Origin of the sequence: Bradyrhizobium sp. (assembly GCF_049519115.1) — a bacterium.
Lineage (GTDB): Bacteria > Pseudomonadota > Alphaproteobacteria > Rhizobiales > Xanthobacteraceae > Bradyrhizobium.
In genome coordinates, this window is record NZ_JBEKRB010000045.1 from 1 (window position 1) to 18,690 (window position 18,690).

17 protein-coding genes are annotated in these 18,690 nt (G+C 61.5%); 7 read left to right on the plus strand and 10 right to left on the minus strand.

The features are described from left to right. The first annotated feature begins 268 nt into the window (after positions 1–268). From ABSE61_RS27220 to ABSE61_RS27250, 7 genes are all read left to right on the plus strand, one after another. Positions 269–1,234, plus strand: coding sequence for a Bug family tripartite tricarboxylate transporter substrate binding protein (locus ABSE61_RS27220; RefSeq protein WP_423874245.1), 966 nt, complete (start codon positions 269–271; stop codon positions 1,232–1,234). Positions 1,235–1,422: 188 nt separating this feature from the next. Then, entirely contained in the window at positions 1,423–3,507 is a 2,085-nt protein-coding gene (locus ABSE61_RS27225) for a hydantoinase/oxoprolinase family protein (RefSeq protein ID WP_423874246.1), read from the plus strand. Continuing rightward, positions 3,504–5,249 (plus strand): hydantoinase B/oxoprolinase family protein, encoded by a 1,746-nt coding sequence (locus ABSE61_RS27230; protein ID WP_423874247.1) that lies wholly within the window; start codon positions 3,504–3,506, stop codon positions 5,247–5,249. Before ABSE61_RS27225 ends, ABSE61_RS27230 begins: the two co-directional genes overlap by 4 nt. After that, positions 5,227–5,949 carry a TetR/AcrR family transcriptional regulator gene (locus ABSE61_RS27235; protein WP_423874248.1) on the plus strand — a complete coding sequence of 241 codons (723 nt, stop codon included), beginning with the start codon at positions 5,227–5,229 and terminating at the stop codon, positions 5,947–5,949. The genes ABSE61_RS27230 and ABSE61_RS27235 overlap by 23 nt, the downstream gene beginning before the upstream one ends. Further along, the gene (locus tag ABSE61_RS27240) at positions 5,946–6,923 is read left to right on the plus strand and encodes an ABC transporter substrate-binding protein (protein WP_423874249.1); all 978 of its coding nucleotides are present in this window, start codon (positions 5,946–5,948) and stop codon (positions 6,921–6,923) included. The genes ABSE61_RS27235 and ABSE61_RS27240 overlap by 4 nt, the downstream gene beginning before the upstream one ends. Continuing rightward, positions 6,907–7,722, plus strand: coding sequence for an ABC transporter ATP-binding protein (locus ABSE61_RS27245; RefSeq protein WP_423874250.1), 816 nt, complete (start codon positions 6,907–6,909; stop codon positions 7,720–7,722). Before ABSE61_RS27240 ends, ABSE61_RS27245 begins: the two co-directional genes overlap by 17 nt. Next, positions 7,719–8,534: an ABC transporter permease gene (locus tag ABSE61_RS27250; RefSeq protein WP_423874251.1), complete on the plus strand. Its 816-nt coding sequence runs from the start codon at positions 7,719–7,721 to the stop codon at positions 8,532–8,534. Before ABSE61_RS27245 ends, ABSE61_RS27250 begins: the two co-directional genes overlap by 4 nt. A gap of 81 nt (positions 8,535–8,615) precedes the next feature. On the opposite strand, the gene ABSE61_RS27255 is transcribed toward ABSE61_RS27250, so the two are convergent. From ABSE61_RS27255 to ABSE61_RS27300, 10 genes are all read right to left on the minus strand, one after another. Continuing rightward, positions 8,616–9,752 (minus strand): FAD-dependent monooxygenase, encoded by a 1,137-nt coding sequence (locus ABSE61_RS27255; protein ID WP_423874252.1) that lies wholly within the window; start codon positions 9,750–9,752, stop codon positions 8,616–8,618. Between the two features lie 73 nt (positions 9,753–9,825). Further along, on the minus strand, positions 9,826–12,036 hold the full coding sequence (locus ABSE61_RS27260) for a xanthine dehydrogenase family protein molybdopterin-binding subunit (protein WP_423874253.1): 2,211 nt from the start codon (positions 12,034–12,036) through the stop codon (positions 9,826–9,828). Further along, a complete protein-coding gene (locus ABSE61_RS27265; protein ID WP_423874254.1) occupies positions 12,017–12,460 on the minus strand; it encodes a (2Fe-2S)-binding protein in 444 nt (147 codons plus the stop codon). The genes ABSE61_RS27260 and ABSE61_RS27265 overlap by 20 nt, the downstream gene beginning before the upstream one ends. Before the next feature lie 146 nt (positions 12,461–12,606). Beyond that, positions 12,607–13,524, minus strand: coding sequence for a LysR family transcriptional regulator (locus ABSE61_RS27270; RefSeq protein WP_423874255.1), 918 nt, complete (start codon positions 13,522–13,524; stop codon positions 12,607–12,609). A 37-nt stretch (positions 13,525–13,561) separates the two neighbouring features. Next, positions 13,562–14,818, minus strand: a complete 1,257-nt coding sequence (locus tag ABSE61_RS27275; RefSeq protein WP_423874256.1) for an MFS transporter — start codon at positions 14,816–14,818, stop codon at positions 13,562–13,564. A gap of 57 nt (positions 14,819–14,875) precedes the next feature. Continuing rightward, positions 14,876–15,628 (minus strand): SDR family oxidoreductase, encoded by a 753-nt coding sequence (locus ABSE61_RS27280; protein WP_423874257.1) that lies wholly within the window; start codon positions 15,626–15,628, stop codon positions 14,876–14,878. A gap of 17 nt (positions 15,629–15,645) precedes the next feature. Next, positions 15,646–16,017: a hypothetical protein gene (locus ABSE61_RS27285; protein WP_423874258.1), complete on the minus strand. Its 372-nt coding sequence runs from the start codon at positions 16,015–16,017 to the stop codon at positions 15,646–15,648. Between the two features lie 19 nt (positions 16,018–16,036). Then, positions 16,037–16,987 carry a VOC family protein gene (locus tag ABSE61_RS27290; protein ID WP_423874259.1) on the minus strand — a complete coding sequence of 317 codons (951 nt, stop codon included), beginning with the start codon at positions 16,985–16,987 and terminating at the stop codon, positions 16,037–16,039. A gap of 109 nt (positions 16,988–17,096) precedes the next feature. Next, complete coding sequence (locus ABSE61_RS27295) at positions 17,097–17,630, minus strand: cupin domain-containing protein (RefSeq protein ID WP_423874260.1); 534 nt, start codon at positions 17,628–17,630, stop codon at positions 17,097–17,099. A gap of 48 nt (positions 17,631–17,678) precedes the next feature. Further along, complete coding sequence (locus ABSE61_RS27300; RefSeq protein ID WP_423874261.1) at positions 17,679–18,584, minus strand: IclR family transcriptional regulator; 906 nt, start codon at positions 18,582–18,584, stop codon at positions 17,679–17,681. Between the last annotated feature and the right edge of the window lie 106 nt (positions 18,585–18,690).

The following is an 18,690-nucleotide window of genomic DNA, read 5'->3' on the forward strand; positions in this document are numbered from 1 at the left end:
CCTATAATGTCGGCGAGTGATTTCAGTCCAGGCCATCGTGCTCTCCCTCGAATCTTTGCAAATCCGAAGGAATCACAACTGGCTGAAATCACTCAGCTTCTTTTTCAGTCCGGCTCTTAGCCAAATCCGGTGGGTTCGCCTTGAACAAAGTTCACGCAGTGGCCGCTGCGCCATGGGCATTTTCGTGGACGGTCACGTAGCCTGTTTCTTGCATCGCCTCGCTAAATAGACAAATCGCGCGGAACAGACAAACAGGGTGAGGTTGACCATGCGGTTCTGGATATCGTTCGTTTTCGGAGTCTGGATCGCGGTATTTTTGAATCCGGCGCAAGCCGAGTATCCGGAGAGGCTGATTACCTTGATCGTCGCCGTACCTCCGGGAGGTGCGGGCGATCTGGTCGCACGGCAGTTTGCGAAGCGGCTTTCCGAACTGCTGAATCAAAATGTCGTCATTGAAAATCGGGGTGGGGCGGCTGGCACCATTGCCGCTGCGGTCACGGCGCGGGCGGCGGCGGACGGTTATACGCTTCTTCTCTCGTCGAGCGCTACTCACGGCACTGCCCCAGTCGTCTATTCGAATATCACCTACGATCCATCTCGGGATTTCTCGCACATCGGCTTGATCGCGACAGCACCGGCCATGCTCAGCGTGAATTCCACGCTACCCATTCATTCGGTCGCTGATCTCGTCACCTATGCCCGAAGTAAGCCTGGCGAGCTAAATTTCGGATCTTCCGGCAACGGCAGCGGACCGCAGCTGTGGGGAGAGATGTTCATGGCTGCGTCCGGCGTAAAGCTGACCCACGTGCCATACAAGGGATCAGGTCCGGCAGTGGTCGACCTGATTGCCGGCAGAATCCAATTGATGTTCGATGCAGCGGCGGCTCAAATTTCGGGAATACAAACCGGGCAATTGCGTCCGCTGGCTGTCATGAGTGCAGAACGCTCGATTTTTTTCCCCGAGGTCCCGACGATGGCCGAGGCCGGCTATCCTTCGATCACAGCCAATTTGTGGTACGGCCTTTCCGGTCCCGCGAAGCTGCCATTGGAGATCGTGGTTCGGCTTGAGAATGCTTTGCAGGAAATTGCGGTCATGCCCGATTTTCAAGAAGCCTTGAAGCAAATTGACATGCTCTCCACACCGATGTCTGCACAAGCATATTCCAGGTTCATTCTGGATGAGAACGACAAGTACCGAAGAATTGCACGATCGGCCAAAATAACCATCGAATAACGGTATCGCAGAGCGGCGCGTCTGAATGATCGCTCAAGGGTCGACATCACCCCGCGCCCAGCGTCACCTGGTCATATATTTCCGAGGCCCACCTCGCGCGATCATGTGGTCGTCGTGGCTGGCCATCGGCTTGACAGGTGCCCCCGGTCGATATTGACTAACCAGTTAGTCAATATAGGTGAAGGCAAATGGGTGCGATCAGTCGCTTTCGGATTGCGGTCGATATCGGCGGCACGTTCACCGACATCGCGCTGTTGACCGATAGTGGCCTGATCCATCAGAGCAAGATTTCATCGACGCCGGCCGATCCCAGTATCGCCGTCGTCGAGGGCGTGACGCAGCTGCTTGCGGAGCTTTCGATCGATCCTTCGGCCGTCGCCGAGGTGCTGCACGGGACCACCGTCGGCTCCAACACGATTCTGCAACGCAAGGGCGCGCGTACGGGCTTGATCACAACCCGCGGCTTTCGCGATGTGCTGGAAATCGGGCGCATCCGGATGCCCGACATGTTTGATCTCACCTGGGATAAGCCGGCGCCGCTGGTGCCCCGCCGCCATCGGCTCGAGGTGGTCGAGCGCATGGCGGCTGACGGTTCGGTGGTCGAGCCGTTGTCGGAGGCAAGCGTCGTGGCCGCCGGTGAGGCGCTGATGGCGCAGGACATAGGGGCGGTCGCGATCGCCTTCATCAACTCCTATCGAAATCCCGCCCATGAGCTCGAGGCGGCCGCCATCCTGCGGGCCCGCTTCCCGAAATTTCTCGTCACGACCTCCTGCGCCGTACTGCCGGAGATGAAGGAATATGAGCGCACCAGCACCACGGTGGTGAACGCCTATTTGCTCGTGACCATGCGCGAATACCTCCAGCGTCTGCAAAGCGGTCTCCGCGACATCGGCATCAAGGCGCCCATCCTGGTCATGACGTCCAACGGCGGCATGCTTGCGGCCGATGTCACCTGCGAAAAGCCGGTGATGGTGGTGGCGTCGGGACCGGCGGGCGGCGTCGTCGGCGCGGCGCGCCTCGGCATCGCCCGCGACGACCGCGATGTCATCGTGTTCGACATGGGTGGGACCACCGCCAAGGCGGTCATCATCGAGGACGGTCGGCCGACCATGACGTCGGAATATGAATTCCGCGACGGCATCTCGACGTCGAGCCGTTTCATCAAAGCGGGCGGCTACATGCTGAAAGTGCCTGCGATCGATATCGCCGAGGTCGGAGCCGGTGGCGGCTCGCTGGCCGGGATCGACCAGGGCGGGTTGCTCGTCGTCGGTCCCCAGTCGGCCGGCGCTATGCCGGGGCCTGCCTGCTATGGCCTCGGCAACGACCGGCCGACCGTGACCGACGCCAATGTCGTGCTCGGCTTCATCAATCCGAACTCGCTCGCCGGCGGTAAACTTCAAATCGACCGCTCGCGCAGCGAAGCCGCGATTCACAACCACGTCGGCGAGCCGCTTGATCTGCTGCTCGCCGATGCGGCGCATGGCATCCGCGCGGTCGCCAACGCTGCGATGGCGCGAGCCGTGCGCGCGGTCACCATCGAACGAGGCCGCGATCCGCGCGATTTCACGCTGATGGCGTTTGGGGGGAATGGCGGGGTGCATGCGCCGGATCTGGCGCGTCAACTCGGGATTCCGCGCATCGTCGTGCCGCCGATGTCCGGCGTGTTCAGTGCGCTCGGCATGCTAGCTTCCGACGTGGAGCATACCGGACTGAAGACCGTGGGCCAGCGCGTCGATCGGATGACGATCGATGATCTCCGCGCCGTCAAGCGCGAACTGCAAACCCAGGTCGCTGCCCAGTTGGCCGGCGATGGTTATCATGCCGAACGCACGGCGTTCCTGTGGGAGGCGGACTTGCGCCACGAAGGTCAGGCGACCGAACTCACCGTGCCGTTCGAAGGCGAGGATTTCGACCAGATCCGCGAACGTTTCACCGCCGAATATCTCAAGACCTATGGCTATCGCGACCACACACCGATCGAACTGATGAAGGTCCGTGTCGCGGGCAGAGGCCTGCGCGACAACCGTCTCGATTTTCGCGCCATGAAAATCGCTCCGCGCGCCGGGGCGCCGAGCTCGGGCTCGCGGCAGATATCCTTTGCGCGCGGCGAGCCGGCGCGCTCGGTGGACATCGTCGATCGCGCGGCTATTGACGGCACGCCGCGTTCGGGTCCGCTGATCATCGAAGAATTCGATGCCACGATCGTGGTGCCGCCGGATGCACGCGTGCACAAGGACGCGATCGGCTGTGTCGTGCTGGAGTTTGCGCCATGAAGGTGGATCCGATCACGTTTGCCGTCATCAAGAGCGGGCTGGATTCAATCGCCGACGATATGGCCTACACCGTCGTGCGCATCGCGCGCTCGGAGATCGTCAAGGACGTCATGGATTTCTCCGCAGCGTTATGCGCGGGCGACGGCCAGATGGTGGCGCAGGCCAAGACCATTGCCCAGCATCTTGGCGCCATACCGGAAGCGATGGCGTCGGTGTTGCAGAAATTTGAGGGCGATCTTCACGAAGGCGACGTCGTCATCATGAACGATCCGTACCATGGCGGCATGCATCTGCCCGACATCTTCATGTTCGTACCGATCTTTTACGGCGGCGCAAGACGGGCCTTTGCAGTCGTGATCTGTCATCACACCGACGTGGGCGGCCGCGTGCCGGGTTCGAATGCCTCGGATTCCACCGAAATCTATCAGGAGGGTCTGCGGATCCCGCCGCTCAAGCTCTATGACCGCGGCGTGCTCGACAAGACGCTGGAGGCGCTGATCAAGATCAATGTGCGGGTACCGGACCGTGTGTGGGGCGATCTGTCGGCGCAGTTTGCCGCCGCGCAAGTCGGCAAGCGGGGTTTAGAGAAGCTGATGCAGCGTTACGGCTCCGACGAGGTCGACGCCTATATGCAGGAGTTGCTCGACTATGCGGAACGGATGACCCGCCAGGAGATCAGGGCCTGGCCCAAGGGCACCTACCGCTTTCTCGATCACATCGACGATGACGGTTTCTCTGATCAGTCAATCCCCATCAAGGTTGCGATCACGGTCAACGACGACGGAACGTTGCTGGTCGATTACACCGGTTCTTCGCCGCAGGTTCGCGGTGCGCTCAATTCGACGCTGAGCTTCACCCATTCGCTGACCTATCTCAGCGTGCGCTGTGTGCTCGCAAAGGACCTGCCCAACAATGTCGGGCTATTCCGCTGCATCAAGGTGAAAGTGCCCGAGGCATCGGTGTTGAATCCCGTCATGCCAGGTCCATGCGCGGCCCGGGCGTTGACGGGTTACCGGGTGTTCGACGCCATGCTTGGCGCGCTCGCCCAGATCGTGCCGGACCGGGTGCCGGCCGCGGGCGAGGGCGGCAACAGCGTGATCTGCATCAGCGGCTTGCGCCCGAACCGGCAACCTTTCATCATCGTCGACATGATCTGCGGCGCCTGGGGCGGCCGCCCGGACAAGGACGGGGTCGAGGCCGTGACGAATGCGTCGCAGAATTTGTCCAACATGCCGGTCGAGGTGATGGAGGCGGAGCACCCGGTGCGGATTGAGGATTACTCCTTCGTGCCCGACAGCTGCGGCGCAGGGCGTTATCGCGGCGGCGTCGGTATCCGCCGGAGTTACCGCATCCTCGCCGACGAAGCGCTTCTGCAGATGCGCACCGATCGCGTGCGGTTCGCGCCTTACGGCCTCTCCGGCGGCAGTCCTGGCGGGAAGTCGCGCAATTTCATGGAAATCGGCAACGAGCGGACCGCATTGCCTGGAAAGATCACGACCCGTATCGGCAAGGGGACATTGATCATTCACGAGCAGGCCGGAGCCGGCGGTTTTGGCGATCCGCTGGCGCGCGATCCTGAACTGGTTGTCGAGGACGTGCTCGACGGCAAGATCACACAGGCTTACGCGGCTGAGCAGCACGCGGTCGTCCTTTCGCCTTCCGGTCAGCTCGATGTGGTCGCGACCGGGCGGCTTCGCGCGTTGCGTGCAGATGTTCCCGATGGCAGGCACCATGGCGGTTGAGGTGGCTGAGGTTGTCACGCGCAAGGCAACGCGCAATCCGAAAGCAAGCCGCGCCAGGATTCTGGCGGCAGCTCGCAATGAATTCGTCTCTTATGGCTTAAGCGGTGCCCGCGTCGATCGCATCGCCACCCATTCCGGTGCGAACAAGAACCTGATCTATCATTATTTCGGCTCCAAGGACGCGCTCTACCTCGCCGTGCTGGAGGGCATCTATGCGGGCCTGCGCGAGCGTCAGCAGGACGAAGACTTGCGCGAACTGCCACCGGTGGAAGGAATCAGGCGGCTGGTCGAGAGCACCTTCGACCACTTTGTGGCGACGCCCGAGTTGATCCGGCTGATGAGCATCGAGAACATCAATTTCGGGCAATATTTGAAGCGCTCGCAATCGATCAAGCCGCTTTATCGGGGACTGCTCGATACGATCGAGGTCCTGCTCAAGCGAGGGCAGGCCACCGGCATTTTCCGCTCCGATGTCGATGCGATCGACCTCTATCTGTCGATTTCGGGATTGGCGTATTTCTTTCTCTCAAACCAGCACACCCTGTCATGGTTGCTCGACCGTGATTTGACGGTACGGCGGCGTTTGCACAAGCGCCGTCAGCATGTCGTCGAGATGGTGCTAGGTTATCTGCTTGGGCCTTCGCGATCCGATGCGAAGGGCAATCATATTGATCCGATCAAACCGGAGTCGAAGACATGAGGCGATTGCTGCTAACCACGTTGCTCTTTCTTGGCTGTGTTGCCGCCGCCGTTGCACCGGCATCGGCAGCGGACAAGCTGTCGGTCCGGCTGGATTTTTCGCCATGGGGCGTGCAGGCGGCGATCCATCTTGCTCAGTTCAAAGGCTGGTTCAAGGAGGCTGGACTCGACGTCGACATCCAGGACGGCCGTGGCTCCGGCAACACCATTCAACTCGTCAATGCCGGCCAGGCCGATGTCGGGCAGGTGCAGGTCGGGCTGGTCGGATCGGCGCGCGCCAAGGGAGCGACCATCAGGTCCATTGCGACCTTCCAGCGCCGCACGGATCTGTGCATTCTCGTCGACAAGGATTCCCCGATCGGCAAAGTCGCCGATCTCCGGGGTAAGAGGGTCGTTGTATTTGCGGCAAGTCCCTGGTCACCCTTCGTCGATGTCTACCTGAAGTCCGGCGGTCTGACGCGCGACGATCTGAAGCTCGACGTGGTCGATCCGGCCGCGCTATGGGGTACCTATATCGCGAAGCGGGCGGATGGGTTGATGTCGACCGTCGGCTCGGCGCTGCCGATCGCCGAGCAGTCACGGCCATCGAAATGCCTGCTGGCCTCCGATGCCGGCATCGCCTTTCCAAGCTATGGCCTGGTTGCGCGCGAAGACACGATTGCAGCCAAAGGGCCGGCCCTGCGCAAATTGATTCAGGTCGAGCAGCGCGCATGGCAGGCGCTTCACGAGAATCCAGAGGAGGGCGTGAAGGCCATGATCGCCGAGCGCCCGGATGCGCGTCTCGACGAGAAGATTTTGCTTGGCCAGATCAAGCTGACGCTCGACTATTTTGAAACGCCGGCCAGCAAGGGCAAGCCGATCGGCTGGCAGGCCAAAGAGGATTGGGAGGCCGCGCTCAAATCTATGGAAGCAGCAGGCGTCGTCAATGCGGGCTGGAATGTCTCGGATTACTACACCAATGTCCTTGTCGAGTGAGATCGCGGTTCCCGTGCCCGACGCGACTGATGCCTACGTCTCTCTCCGTCAGGTTGCCAAGACCTACGCGTCCACGCGCGGCTCCATTCCCGCGCTGCTTGACATCGATCTCGATATTCAGCCGCAGGAGTTCGTCAGTGTGGTCGGCCCATCCGGCTGCGGCAAGAGTACGCTTCTGAAGCTGGTTGCGGGGCTGGAAGGTGTGAGCGCCGGATCGGTGCGGGTGGCCGGCCGCCAGCTCGACGGGCCGCCCGACAGGCTCGGCGTCGTGTTCCAGCGCGACGTGCTGCTCGACTGGCGAACCATCCTCGATAACGTGCTGTTGTCGATCGAGTTTACCCGCAAGCCGACGTTGGCCGAACGCGACCGCGCGATGGCACTCCTGATGCGGTTCGGCCTCGCCGGCTTCGAGGATCGATTTCCGTTCGAACTGTCCGGGGGCATGCGTCAGCGGGCGTCGATCTGCCGCGCGCTGCTGGCCGATCCAGAGTTGCTCTTGATGGACGAGCCGTTCGGTGCGCTCGATGCGATGACGAGGGACGACCTCAACGTCGAGCTCGCGCAAATCTGGCAAGACACCCGAAAAACTTTGCTGTTCATCACCCATTCGATTGTGGAAGCGGTGTTTTTATCCGATCGCGTGGTGATGATGAGCAAGTCGCCCGGCAGGATCGTCGATACCATCCGTATCGATCTGCCGCGCCCGCGCCGGCTCGCGGTCCGCGACAGTGCCGAGTTTGCCGGCTACGTTCATCGCATCCGGCATCATTTCGCCGAGCTTGGGATCGTCAAGGAATGATGGGACGGATTAGACGGCTGTTCAGCGGTGAAAGCGAAACGCGCGATATTATCGCCGTGCTCGCCGTGGCACTTCTGCTGTGGGAGGCCGGCGTGCGGGTATTCCATCCGTCGCCGCTGATATTGCCGTCGCCGTCGATGATCGCGGCCGCGTTTCTGGAGGCGCCGGCGTTGTTCCTGCGTCACCTCACTTTTACGCTCGCCATGACCCTGCTGGGCTTTGTTCTCGCGGTCGTGCTCGGCGTCGCGCTGGCTGTCGGCATAATCTATTCGCGATTTCTCGAGCGGACGGCCTATACGCTATTGGTCGCCCTCAACTCGATCCCGAAGGTCGCGCTCGCACCTCTATTCGTGATCTGGATGGGCACGGGCCCCGAACCGAAGATTGCCATCGCTTTAATGCTGGCGATCTTTCCGATCGTCATCGATGCGGTGCTTGGCTTGCGCTCGGTCGATCCCGATATGCTGAATCTGGCGCGGGTATCGAAGGCGTCGTCCTGGGCGGTGCTGACCAAAATTCGCTTTCCATGCGCGCTGCCGAGCCTATTCGCCGGAATGAAGGTCGGGATTTCATTTGCCCTGGTGGGCGCCATCGTCGGCGAATTCGTTGCCGGCAACTACGGCATCGGATTTCAGATCCTGGTGGCGCAGGGGCAGTTCGACACCGTGCGTGTGTTCGTCTCGCTGTTGCTGCTCGGAATCGTCGGCACGGTGCTATTTTTCCTGGTCGATTATGCCGAACGCCTGCTGCTGCCCTGGCACATTTCGCATCGCGCCCGGAACGATCGATCGGTCGGGCAGTTCGCTAACTGATGAGACTTCGCCGCAAGGCTTGATGTCGACCAGTTCTTGCCGCCGCCTGCTTCCAAATCAGGAGTAAGTGTGGATGGCCGACTAGGTCGCGTCCGTGAGTGGGATCGACCAGGCGTTATAGCCGTAGACCCAATCGGCATTGACGCCTTCCTTGAGCCATTCGTTGCCGCGCGAGCCGATCTGGACCCGGGAGGTCCGTTCCTTGCGCGAATTTTCGTAACGTGCCAGCGCCTCTGGCACGTTACGTTTTGATACCCCTTTGAGTGCCCGGCCGAGCACGACCGCATCCTCGATCGCCATGCCGGCGCCCTGCGCCATGAACGGCGTCATGGGATGGCTGGCATCGCCGAGCAGCGTTGCATGACCGAGCGACCAGCCTGGCAGCGGATCGCGTACATAGAGCGCGGATTTCATCACTTCGCTGCAAGCGTCAAGAAGCGCGCGGGCCTCGGGGTGAAATGCAGCGTAGGCCTTGCGCAACTCCGTGACGTCGCCCGGCATCGTCCAGGATTCCTCGCGCCAATCGTCCTGCGCTGTGGTGGCGAAGACGAAGGTCTCGCGGCCGCGATTGAGCGGGAAGGTGACAATTTGCAGGTCCGGCGTCGGCCCCCACCATTTGGTGAAGGCCTCCATGTTGGGTACGGACAATTTCGCGCTATCGACCACGCTGCGATAGGACACGAGCCCGGTGAACTCTGGATATTCCGGACCGAACAGGGCAGTGCGGGTCGGTGAATGAATTCCGTCAGCGCCAATCAGAACGTCGAAGGTGTCTTCGCCGCCCTCGATGAAGGCGACCTTGACGTGGTCGTCAGCTGTCTCGACACCGCCAACGCGACATCCGAGCCGGATGGCGTCGGACGGCAACTGCGTCCGTAATGCATTCAGCAGGTCCGCGCGATGGATCGTCAATTGCGGCGCGCCGTATCGCTGTTCGGCCGCCTGCGCCATCTCCAGCCGCGAGGTTTCCGCGCCGCTATCCCACATCCGGCTGATGCGGTGGGTCGGCTTGGCCGCGGTCTCCATGAGTGCCGGCACCACGCCAAAGCCGTCGAGCGCGCGGACGACGTTCGGCGTCAGATTGATGTCGGCACCAACCCTGCGGAACGAAGAGGCCTGTTCAAGCACCTCGACGTTGTGGCCGGCTTTTCGTAACGCAATGGCAGAGGCGAGCCCTCCGACACCGCCTCCGCTGATTCCAATTCTCAGTCGCGCCATTTAGCCTGCCTGCTCATTCCAGCGTATGATCGTCGTGCGGCCTTGACCTGCGCAAACTGAGACCTGCGTAAACTTAGACTTGCGCAAACGGCATGGCACGAAGCCGCTTGTTGGTGGCCCGATAAACAGCATGCGCCACCGCGGGCGCAACCGGCGCCAATGACACCTCGCCACATCCTTGCGGCGGACGATCGCTGTCCATCAGCAGGACTTCGACACGGGGCATCTCCGACAGGCCAAGCAGCGGATAGTCGTGGAAGTTGCTCTGCTCCACCCCACCGTTGGCGAAGGTTATCTCGCTCTTCAGCGTATTGGTCAACGCAAAGCCGATGCCGCCTTCGATATTGGCCATGACGAGCCCGGGATTGATCACGGTTCCGGTGTCGACCGCGCAAACGATACGGCGAACCGCGATCTGGCCCTTCACCATCTCGATCTCTACAACTTGGGCCACATAGGTTTTGAACGCGCCACCTCGACCGGTGTAGAGGTTGAAGGCGAGCCCGCGGTGAATGTCGCGCGGCGCCGGCTTGTTCCATTCCGACGCCTCCACCACCCGATCGAGCACAGCGACGGCGAGGGGATCATGGGCAAGCAGATGGCGGCGATAGAGATACGGATCGATGTTCGCAGCATCAGCGAGTTCATTGACAAAGCTCTCAAGGAAGAACACCGCGGACGTGCTTCCCACGCTTCTCATGAAACTGACAGGAATGGGCTGCTTCACGTTGACGTTGTCGACGATCAGGTTGGGCACCGCGTAAGCGAGATCGTAGATGGCGTCGAGCATGGTTTCGTCCCACCCGCCGGCGGCCTCCATCGCCTTCGGCTTGATCATGGCGTAGAGCGATTCTCCGACCACGCGGGCATGCATCGCTTTTGGATATCCATCGGTCCCAAGCACCGTTCGGAATCGCGCCGACGCGCAGGGTCGATAATAGCCGTGACGAATATCTTCCTCGCGGGAGCGGATGACTTTGACGGGACGGCCGACCGCTTTCGAGGCGACCGCGGCGTGAAGAACGAAATCCGGCACATATTTGCGGCCGAAGCTCCCGCCCAAGAAAGTCGTGTTCACGATCACCCTGTCGGGGGCCATATTAAAATACCTGCCGAGTGTCTTGCGGACCATGTCCTGGCCCTGGATCGGGCCCCATACTTCGATCTCACCGTCGCGCACGTGTGCGGTTGCGACCACCGGCTCCATGGTGGCATGAACCAGGTAGGGCGTATGATACTGTGCCTCGATCACCTTGTTGCTGGAGGCATTCAGGATGGAGGCAGCGTCGCCTATGTTGGTCGCGACCACTGCCTTGTCCGAGTCCAGCGCGGCAAGACGCTGGTCCATGATCTTCCGGCTGTTCAGGCCAGCCGCCGCACCGTCGTCGAACTCGACGACGAGCGCATCGGCGGCCTGCTTTGCGATCCAGTAGCTGTCGGCAACAACAATGATCGTCGTGTGGGCAGGTTGCGGCCAGAACGGTGCGCTGACCACGGCCCTGACGCCGGGGCGGGCGAGAATCTCCGCCTCGTTTTTTACCGCGACAAACTTGCCGGTTTGCGTCGGCGCCATCCGGACCGCACCAAACAGCATGTCCGGAACACGGACATCGATACCAAAGATCGCGCTGCCGTCGACCTTGGCGGGGGTGTCGAGACGTTTGAGACTTTGACCGATGAGACGCCGTTCCGACGCCGGCTTCAGCTGCGGGGTCGGGTTCAGTGGAAGCTTCGCAGCGTCGCGGGCGAGGTCACCATATCCGAGCGAACGGCCGGTTTGCAGGTGTGTAACCCGTCCGTTTTTCGCTTCGCACTGGGTCGTGCGAACGCGAAGCCGCGCGGCGGCGGCCTGAATCAATGCCTCGCGCGCCTGCGCGCCCGCGATCCGGACCCGCTGATGAAATTGAGTCATCGACATCGAGGCGCCGACGAACTGCTGAAGCTCTTCGTTGGCGGCTGCGGTCCGGTAGGCGTCGCGGCCGGTAACGAACTCGACGCTGACCGACGCCCAATCCGCTTCAAGTTCGTCGGCGACGAGCTGCGACAGACCGGTATAGATCCCTTGTCCAACCTCGCACTGCGAGACGCCGATGATCGTGCGGCCGCTCGGTTCAATCCGGATCCAGTCGGTGATTTCGTAGCTGGATTCTTCGGAAGCCGTGATTTGCCGCATTAACGAGACTGGAACGATGAGGGCGCCGGCGGCGAGAGCTGCGCCCTTGAGAAAGCCACGGCGACTGGTGGCGCCCGCTTGTTCGCCGAGATCAAACACCGGCCGCTGCATGGATCGCCTCCCTGATGCGGTGATAGGTCGCGCAGCGACACAGGTTGGTCATGGCCTCATCGATCTGTGCGTCGGTTGGCTCCGGATGTTTTTGCAGTAGCGCTGCGGCCGCCATGATCATCCCGGATTGGCAGTAGCCGCATTGCGGTACGTCCTTTTCGATCCAGGCCTTCTGCACCGGATGCGAGCGATCCTTCGACAAACCCTCGATCGTCGTAACCGTGTGGTTGGCCACGTCTTCGATCGGCAACCCGCAGGATCGGACCGGTTCACCATCGACATGCACGGTGCAGGCTCCGCATATCGAGACGCCACAGCCGTATTTCGTACCGGTCAGCTGTGCCCAATCGCGAATGACCCAAAGCAGAGGCGTTTGCGGATCGCCGTCAAAATCGACCGGCCGGCCATTGAGTTTGAACTGCATTCTGCTGTCCTCCGCCCGTCAATGGAGGCGCGCGGGACGCCGCGCGCGGCGTTTAAAAGAAAAACTATCGAGCAGGCTGAGGCGGCGGACAATATTTCAAACTGAAAAGACTGAGTTTCCAAAACGTGGATAATGGCCGATGCACTTCATTTAGCCTGCCATCGGTCCCAAGGCGGGTTCGGGCCGAAACGCGAGGCAAGCAGATCGATGAAGCTGCCGAGTTTTGCCGATCGATGGCGGCCTTGCGCGTGGACGGCGTAGGCGCTGAGCTCGGGAATCGAATATTCGGTCAAAATCGGCACCAGCCGGCCGGCGGCGAGGTCGTCGCCGACTGCGTAGGTCGGACATTGAAATATGCCGGCGCCTTGAATGACGGCTGTGCGCAACGCCAAGGTGGCAGATGCGAACCGCGGCGAGATTTGGATGCTCACCGGGTCGCCGCTTGGTGCCACGAAGCGCCATTCGTTCTGGCTCCAGAGAAAGCCGGTGTATTGCAGGCAATCGTGATGCGCCAATTCGGACGGATGCTCAGGAATTCCGCGTCGCGCTAGATAGGAGGGCGCGGCACAGGTCGCAAATCGTATCGGGGCCAGCCGTCGGGCGGTCAAGGAGGAGTCAGGCAACTGGCCTACGATCACTGCGAGGTCGTAGCCTTCGCCGAGAACGTCGACATAGCGATCATTGATATCGAGCCGGATGCTGACATCCGGATGTTCGGCCATGAACACGACTGCCGCGGGCGTGACCAGCTCGACACCGAACAGGCCGGGCGCGCTGACGCGCAGCCGCCCGCGAAGCGTGGTCTGTAGTTCGCCCGCCATGCCCGCAGCATCTTCAACATCGCTGAGAATTCGCTTGCAGCGTTCGTAGAAGGCTTCACCGGCTTCCGTCAGGGCCACGCGCCGGGTCGAGCGGTTGAGCAGTTTTACACCGAGCCAGTTTTCGAGCGCTTGCACATGTTTGCTGACGACGGTCGGCGATACCTGGGCCTGGCGCGCTGCACCGGCGAAGCTGCCATTTGCGACGATACTGGCAAAAACGTCCATGCTCGTCAGGCGGTCCATACCTAAATCCTCGCCTCAGGTATGTGAGCCGAAATACTCATGGAGCGTCAGCTGCAAGCGAGGCCGCGTGGCTGGTCTCTCCCGTCCTTCTGCCGAGCCTCGCGACCAGGACGAGACCTGTGACCGCGGTCAACAGCTGGGTGCCGACCAGAAGCCAGAAACCTTGCGCCAGATTATCGCCGGAGCGGGACGTCATCGCAGCCCCCATCATCATCGGCATCAGCGCCGAGACGAGATTACCAATCCCGTTGATGATGCCGTAGGTCGTGCCGACAGTGCCGTCCTTTGCCACATGCTGCACCAGGCTCGGTATGGCAGGCGACTGAAAGCCCCATCCGGCGCCGGCAAAAATCAGCGCGGAAGCGGCGACGTAGGGGTTTTCGGCGAGTATCGCCAAGGTGACGCAGATCGCGGTGATGATGCCGCCAATGACGATCACGACCGGCGCCTTCGACCTCGGGAGAAGATCGACGACCGATCCCCCGGCAACGTTGGAGACGACGCCGACGAAAAAGGGAAGGCCGGCAAAAATACTCATCTCGTTGAGCGAGAAATGCCGTGCCTCCTTCAAATAGGACGGCAGCCAGGTGCTGGCGCCCCACAGATAGCTCAGCGTGCAGATTTCGACGATGAGGATCCAGAACAGATGCGGCGTTCGGAGTGCGGACAGAAACAGCGAAACGGCCGAGCCCTCTTTGCGGCTGGCGGGACGCGGGGCGGCAGAGGGTCGAATGAACAGCGCAATCAGGGGCAGGCCGATGGCAAGATTGAGTGCCGCGAGCGCCCAAAACGAGTCGCGCCAGCCGAAATGCACGATCAGGAAGCTGACGATCGAATAGCCAAGTCCGAGGCCGATACTGACACCGAGCGAACTTACCGCATTCGGTTTGCCGACCTCGTTCGGGGCGAAGTGTTCCCTGACATACATGGTTTTGAGCGAGAATAGCGGGCCTTCCGCGCCGCCAAGCAGGAGCCGGCAGACCAGGAAAGCCGCCATGCCGGAGGCGACCGCGGAGGCGCCCGTGAAAATCGTCCAGAGCAACACGCTGATCAAAAGGCTGGTGCGCACGCTCCAGCGGAATTCAAACAGGGGCGTGATGAACCATGCCGAGAGGCCGTAGCCGAACAGAAACAGCGAAACGAGGCGTCCTTGCGCGATCCTGTCGCCCTCAAGCCCGAGCGCGTGAAGGAAGTCGGCATTGGTGATCATCAACGACACGTTGATGCGGTCGACGTAAGCGATGCTCACGACGATCATCAGGACGATCACGCCCACCCACCGTTTCGACTGCAAATCATTCTCCAGTTCTGGTGAGATCAGGCGAGTGGTGTCCCCACGGTCTCGAAGACCTCAGTGCATGGAAAATCCGCCGTCGACGGCGAGCGTCTGTCCGGTGATGAATTTTGAATCGTCCGACATCAGGAAGGCGACGACGCCGTCGACGTCATCAGGCATCTGTTTGCGCTTCAGGAGCTGTTTCTGCGCATAATCGTTCCAGCGTTCCTCGGGAATTCCCTTGGTGGCCTCGCCGACGGTCAGCCCCGGCAGCAGGCAATTGACGCGGATCATCCGCTCGCCAAGCTCACGCGCGAGCGAGCGGGTCATGCCGACAATGGCGGACTTGCTGGTGACATAGTGGAGCAGGCGAGGGGCGCCCCAGTAAATCGTATCCGACGAAACCGTCACGATTGAGCCGCCGTCGCGCATCATCGGCGCGATCGCGCGCACCGTCAGCCAGGTGCCGCGGACGTTGATGGCCATCATACGGTCCCAGACCTCGGTAGTCAGTTCGTCGTAGGTCTTGCCGCCGACGCCATTTGCCCATCCGGCATTGGTGACAAGACCATCGATGCCGTCGCAGCCTTCACGCGCGATCCGCGCCATCTCGGCCACGGAGCTTTCCGAGGAGATGTCGACCTGCACGAAGCGCGCATCGAGACCCCGGGCTTTCAGGCTCGCTTCCGCCTCAGAGCCAAGCGCCGGATCGATCTCTGCGATGATCACGCTTGCGCCTTCGCGGCACAGCCGCTCGGCATAGGAGAAGCCGAGGCCTCGCCCGGCTCCGGTAACGACGATCCGCCGCCCGCTGAATCTTTTGTCCATACTGGTCCAGGCCTCCGCTAGATCTGTACCGCTTTGGTGGCGACGGCATATTGAAAATAGTTAGTCTGGTCGCGATCGTAGATCGTGACCGACGTGCCACCACCGGCGCGGCCGGTGAAGGCCTCGTCGCTGATGTGATCGTAACCGTCGAAGGCGACGTCGCCGGTCAGATGCAGGTCGATCGCGCCTCGTTTGCCGGCGAGCACGATCCGGCCTTCCGCCGTCCACGCGCTCACGCCCGAGGTCATATCGACAAAGCCATCGGCGGTCGGATTGATCTCGAAGGTCTCGCCGGTTCCAAGCGAATAGAGACGCACCGGGCAATGCCCGGATCGTCTTCGATGCGCCTCTACCGCAATGATACGTCTGATTTCGGGGGGCATACTCATTCGCTCTATCGGTTTGGCGCTAAGCGTGACCGCGGCCGCTCTGATCAATCGCCGTTCTCTGGCGGCGGGTCTTGCCGTCGATGCCACCGGCGATAGCCCACTCCGCAAACAATTCCGGCTTGCGCTCGAAGGTGCCGGATTTCCAGTCGGCGGTGCAGTAATCCTCGTCGGCGTAATATTCAAGCGGCGCCGCCAGCGGATTTTCAAAATACCAGAAGTAGGCGGATGAGATCGGGTGGCGGCCGGGACCGATTTCGGTCTTCCAGCCCTTTTGGCTCATGGCGATGCCGCCGCCGATCAGTTCGTGGATGTCTGTCACGGTGAAGGCGACGTGATTGATGCCCGCCTTGCCCGGCCGGTTGAGAATGAACAGGTTGTGGTGATCGCCGACCTGCTGGCAGCGTGTGAATGTGCCGTGGCCGGGGTATTCGTCACTGATCACGAAGCCGAGCTTCTCGGTATAGAAGGCACGCATGGCCGGAAAGTCCGCCGCGAATACCACGACGTGGCCGATATTGATGGGATGTGCCTGGGTGTGGATCGGCGAGCGCTGGTTGACGCGCTGATGCGAACCTGGCGCGTTCGGCAGCGTCGGCTTGATCGTGACCGGCGTTCGCTGGCTGACGCGGAAGGCAACACTGAGACCATTGGGATCGGTGGCGCGCGACAAGCCGTCGGCGCCGATGCGGAAGCTTTCGAGGGTCCGAATCGAGGCAAGACTCTTCTCCAGTTCCTCCTTGTTCGCAGCGCCCCAGATCACTTCGCGCACCGTATTGCCGCTCTCGATCGGCGGCGGCAGATCGGGCGCGTCGTACGGGCGGACGATCACTTCCGCGCCGTCGCGCGTCCGGTAGACCAGGCGGTCGTCCGTGGCCGATACCTGCGTCACGCCCCAGTCGTCCAGGAAATGCGCTGCGGCGGCCATGTCAGCTACACCGAACACAATTGCATCAATACCAACGAGCGCCATGATCGCCATTCCCTTCATCATCAAACCTGCGCGCCGGTCTCGCGCCATGCCTTGCCGGAACGAGGCGCGCGCCGCATTTTGGCTAGCGCGCCCGTGAGTTTCGGAACGATCAGCCGCGCTTCACCTTGGCCAGCGGGTGATCCGCCGGATAGGTCGGCGTCACCGGCTTGGGCGAACCGATCATCACCATCATGATCGCGTCCTCTTCGCCGACGTTGATCTCGCCGCGGTAGACTCCGGGCGGCACCGAGATGCAATCGCGCTCACCGAGGATCGATTCCCAACGCTCGCCGTCTTTTTCGACCATGACCTTGATCTTGCCGCGCAGGACGAAGAAGACTTCCTCGGCATCGACGTGGAGGTGCATCGGTCCCTCGCCGCCGGCCGGGATGATCATGTTCGAAAGCGTGAAGTGCTCGGCCGGAATCACGTTGGTATCCGAAGCAACGCCCGTGCCACCCGTGCCGATAAAGCGCTTCTGGGCCCGGCGATATTTCGGATCGAAGTCGGCTTGGAACTTCAATGCGTTCCAGTCGTAAGGACGGTCGGAGACGCGCGCGACACGGCTTTTCATCCAGTCATCGAAGCTTGTGCAGTCCGGGCGGTCCCAGGAATGTTTCTGTGGTCGGGTCGTATCGTCCATGTTCGGTCTCCTTTGCTGGTGCGGTTCTCGATGGTTTGAGCAAATCGATCAGGGCGGCGAGCCCGACGATTTGCGGGGTGGCGCGGCTCCGCGGCCTGCCGCGTGGCGGCCGAGGTCTTTGGAGCCTAGGTCTTGGGAGCCGAGGTCTTGCGAAATGGCCTTCGCGGTCGCGATCACTTCCGCTTTGAGCGCGCCGTTGAGTTCGGCATCGTTGGTAAAGAGCGCCACGGCCGAAATGTTGATCGCCGCGACGACGCGATCGGTCATGTCGTGGATGGGCGCCGCCACACTGGCGACGCCCGGCTCGTAGACCGAATTCTGCACCACGCAACCTTCGCGGCGGTCTTCTGCAGCTTGTTTCAAGAGGTCGGCGAGATTGGTGGGCGGGGTGTCCCCGGCAAGCGCGGCGTCGTCGTAGAGATTGCGGATCTCAGCCTCCGGCAGCCCGGACAAAAGCACGCGGCCCATGGTGGTGCGGCGTGCCGGCAGCCGGGTGCCGACATGAACGGTGCTTGCGATCGAACGCCGCGTCGCCACGCGCGTCAGGTAGACGACTTCGCGCCCGTGGAGTTCGCCAAGATGCGCGGACCAGCCGGTGCGATCGCGCAAGCGAAGAAGATGCGGCATCGCCACTTCCACCAGATCGCGCGCGGCGAGATATCCGAATCCGAGGTTCAAGACCTGCGGGCCGAGGCGATAGCATTTGGTGCTGTTGTCAAACGCGACGTAGCCGAGCGCACCGAGCGTATAAAGCAGCCGGTAGGCGGAGGAACGGGTCAGCCCCAGCGCTGCGGCGACTTCCGACAAGGTGAGAGTCTGCTGATCGCCGGAAAGAATGGTGAGGATGTCCAAACCGCGGATCAGCGCCGGCACCAGATAGCGCTCGTCGATATCGGCCGGCAGTTCGGCGGTCAGCGACGTCAGGTCTTTTTCAGGGGAGCGCTTGTTCGTCACTTCGATCTCTCGCCCGTTTGCGCCGGTACGATCGCATATGGCTATTTCGCTAGTAAAACATAGTATAGTATATTAAACACGGACGCAAGATGGATTTCGAGGTTCG

What these genes read in the sequence shown, in the direction of transcription:
- ABSE61_RS27245 (WP_423874250.1), top strand. Translation starts at nt 6,907, where the DNA reads ATGTCCTTGTCGAGTGAGATCGCGGTTCCCGTGCCCGACGCGACTGAT.
- ABSE61_RS27270 (WP_423874255.1), bottom strand. Translation starts at nt 13,524, where the DNA reads ATGGACCGCCTGACGAGCATGGACGTTTTTGCCAGTATCGTCGCAAAT.
- ABSE61_RS27230 (WP_423874247.1), top strand. Translation starts at nt 3,504, where the DNA reads ATGAAGGTGGATCCGATCACGTTTGCCGTCATCAAGAGCGGGCTGGAT.
- ABSE61_RS27280 (WP_423874257.1), bottom strand. Translation starts at nt 15,628, where the DNA reads ATGGACAAAAGATTCAGCGGGCGGCGGATCGTCGTTACCGGAGCCGGG.
- ABSE61_RS27285 (WP_423874258.1), bottom strand. Translation starts at nt 16,017, where the DNA reads ATGAGTATGCCCCCCGAAATCAGACGTATCATTGCGGTAGAGGCGCAT.
- ABSE61_RS27260 (WP_423874253.1), bottom strand. Translation starts at nt 12,036, where the DNA reads ATGCAGCGGCCGGTGTTTGATCTCGGCGAACAAGCGGGCGCCACCAGT.
- ABSE61_RS27240 (WP_423874249.1), top strand. Translation starts at nt 5,946, where the DNA reads ATGAGGCGATTGCTGCTAACCACGTTGCTCTTTCTTGGCTGTGTTGCC.
- ABSE61_RS27225 (WP_423874246.1), top strand. Translation starts at nt 1,423, where the DNA reads ATGGGTGCGATCAGTCGCTTTCGGATTGCGGTCGATATCGGCGGCACG.
- ABSE61_RS27220 (WP_423874245.1), top strand. Translation starts at nt 269, where the DNA reads ATGCGGTTCTGGATATCGTTCGTTTTCGGAGTCTGGATCGCGGTATTT.
- ABSE61_RS27265 (WP_423874254.1), bottom strand. Translation starts at nt 12,460, where the DNA reads ATGCAGTTCAAACTCAATGGCCGGCCGGTCGATTTTGACGGCGATCCG.
- ABSE61_RS27295 (WP_423874260.1), bottom strand. Translation starts at nt 17,630, where the DNA reads ATGGACGATACGACCCGACCACAGAAACATTCCTGGGACCGCCCGGAC.
- ABSE61_RS27250 (WP_423874251.1), top strand. Translation starts at nt 7,719, where the DNA reads ATGATGGGACGGATTAGACGGCTGTTCAGCGGTGAAAGCGAAACGCGC.
- ABSE61_RS27255 (WP_423874252.1), bottom strand. Translation starts at nt 9,752, where the DNA reads ATGGCGCGACTGAGAATTGGAATCAGCGGAGGCGGTGTCGGAGGGCTC.
- ABSE61_RS27235 (WP_423874248.1), top strand. Translation starts at nt 5,227, where the DNA reads ATGGCAGGCACCATGGCGGTTGAGGTGGCTGAGGTTGTCACGCGCAAG.
- ABSE61_RS27290 (WP_423874259.1), bottom strand. Translation starts at nt 16,987, where the DNA reads ATGGCGCTCGTTGGTATTGATGCAATTGTGTTCGGTGTAGCTGACATG.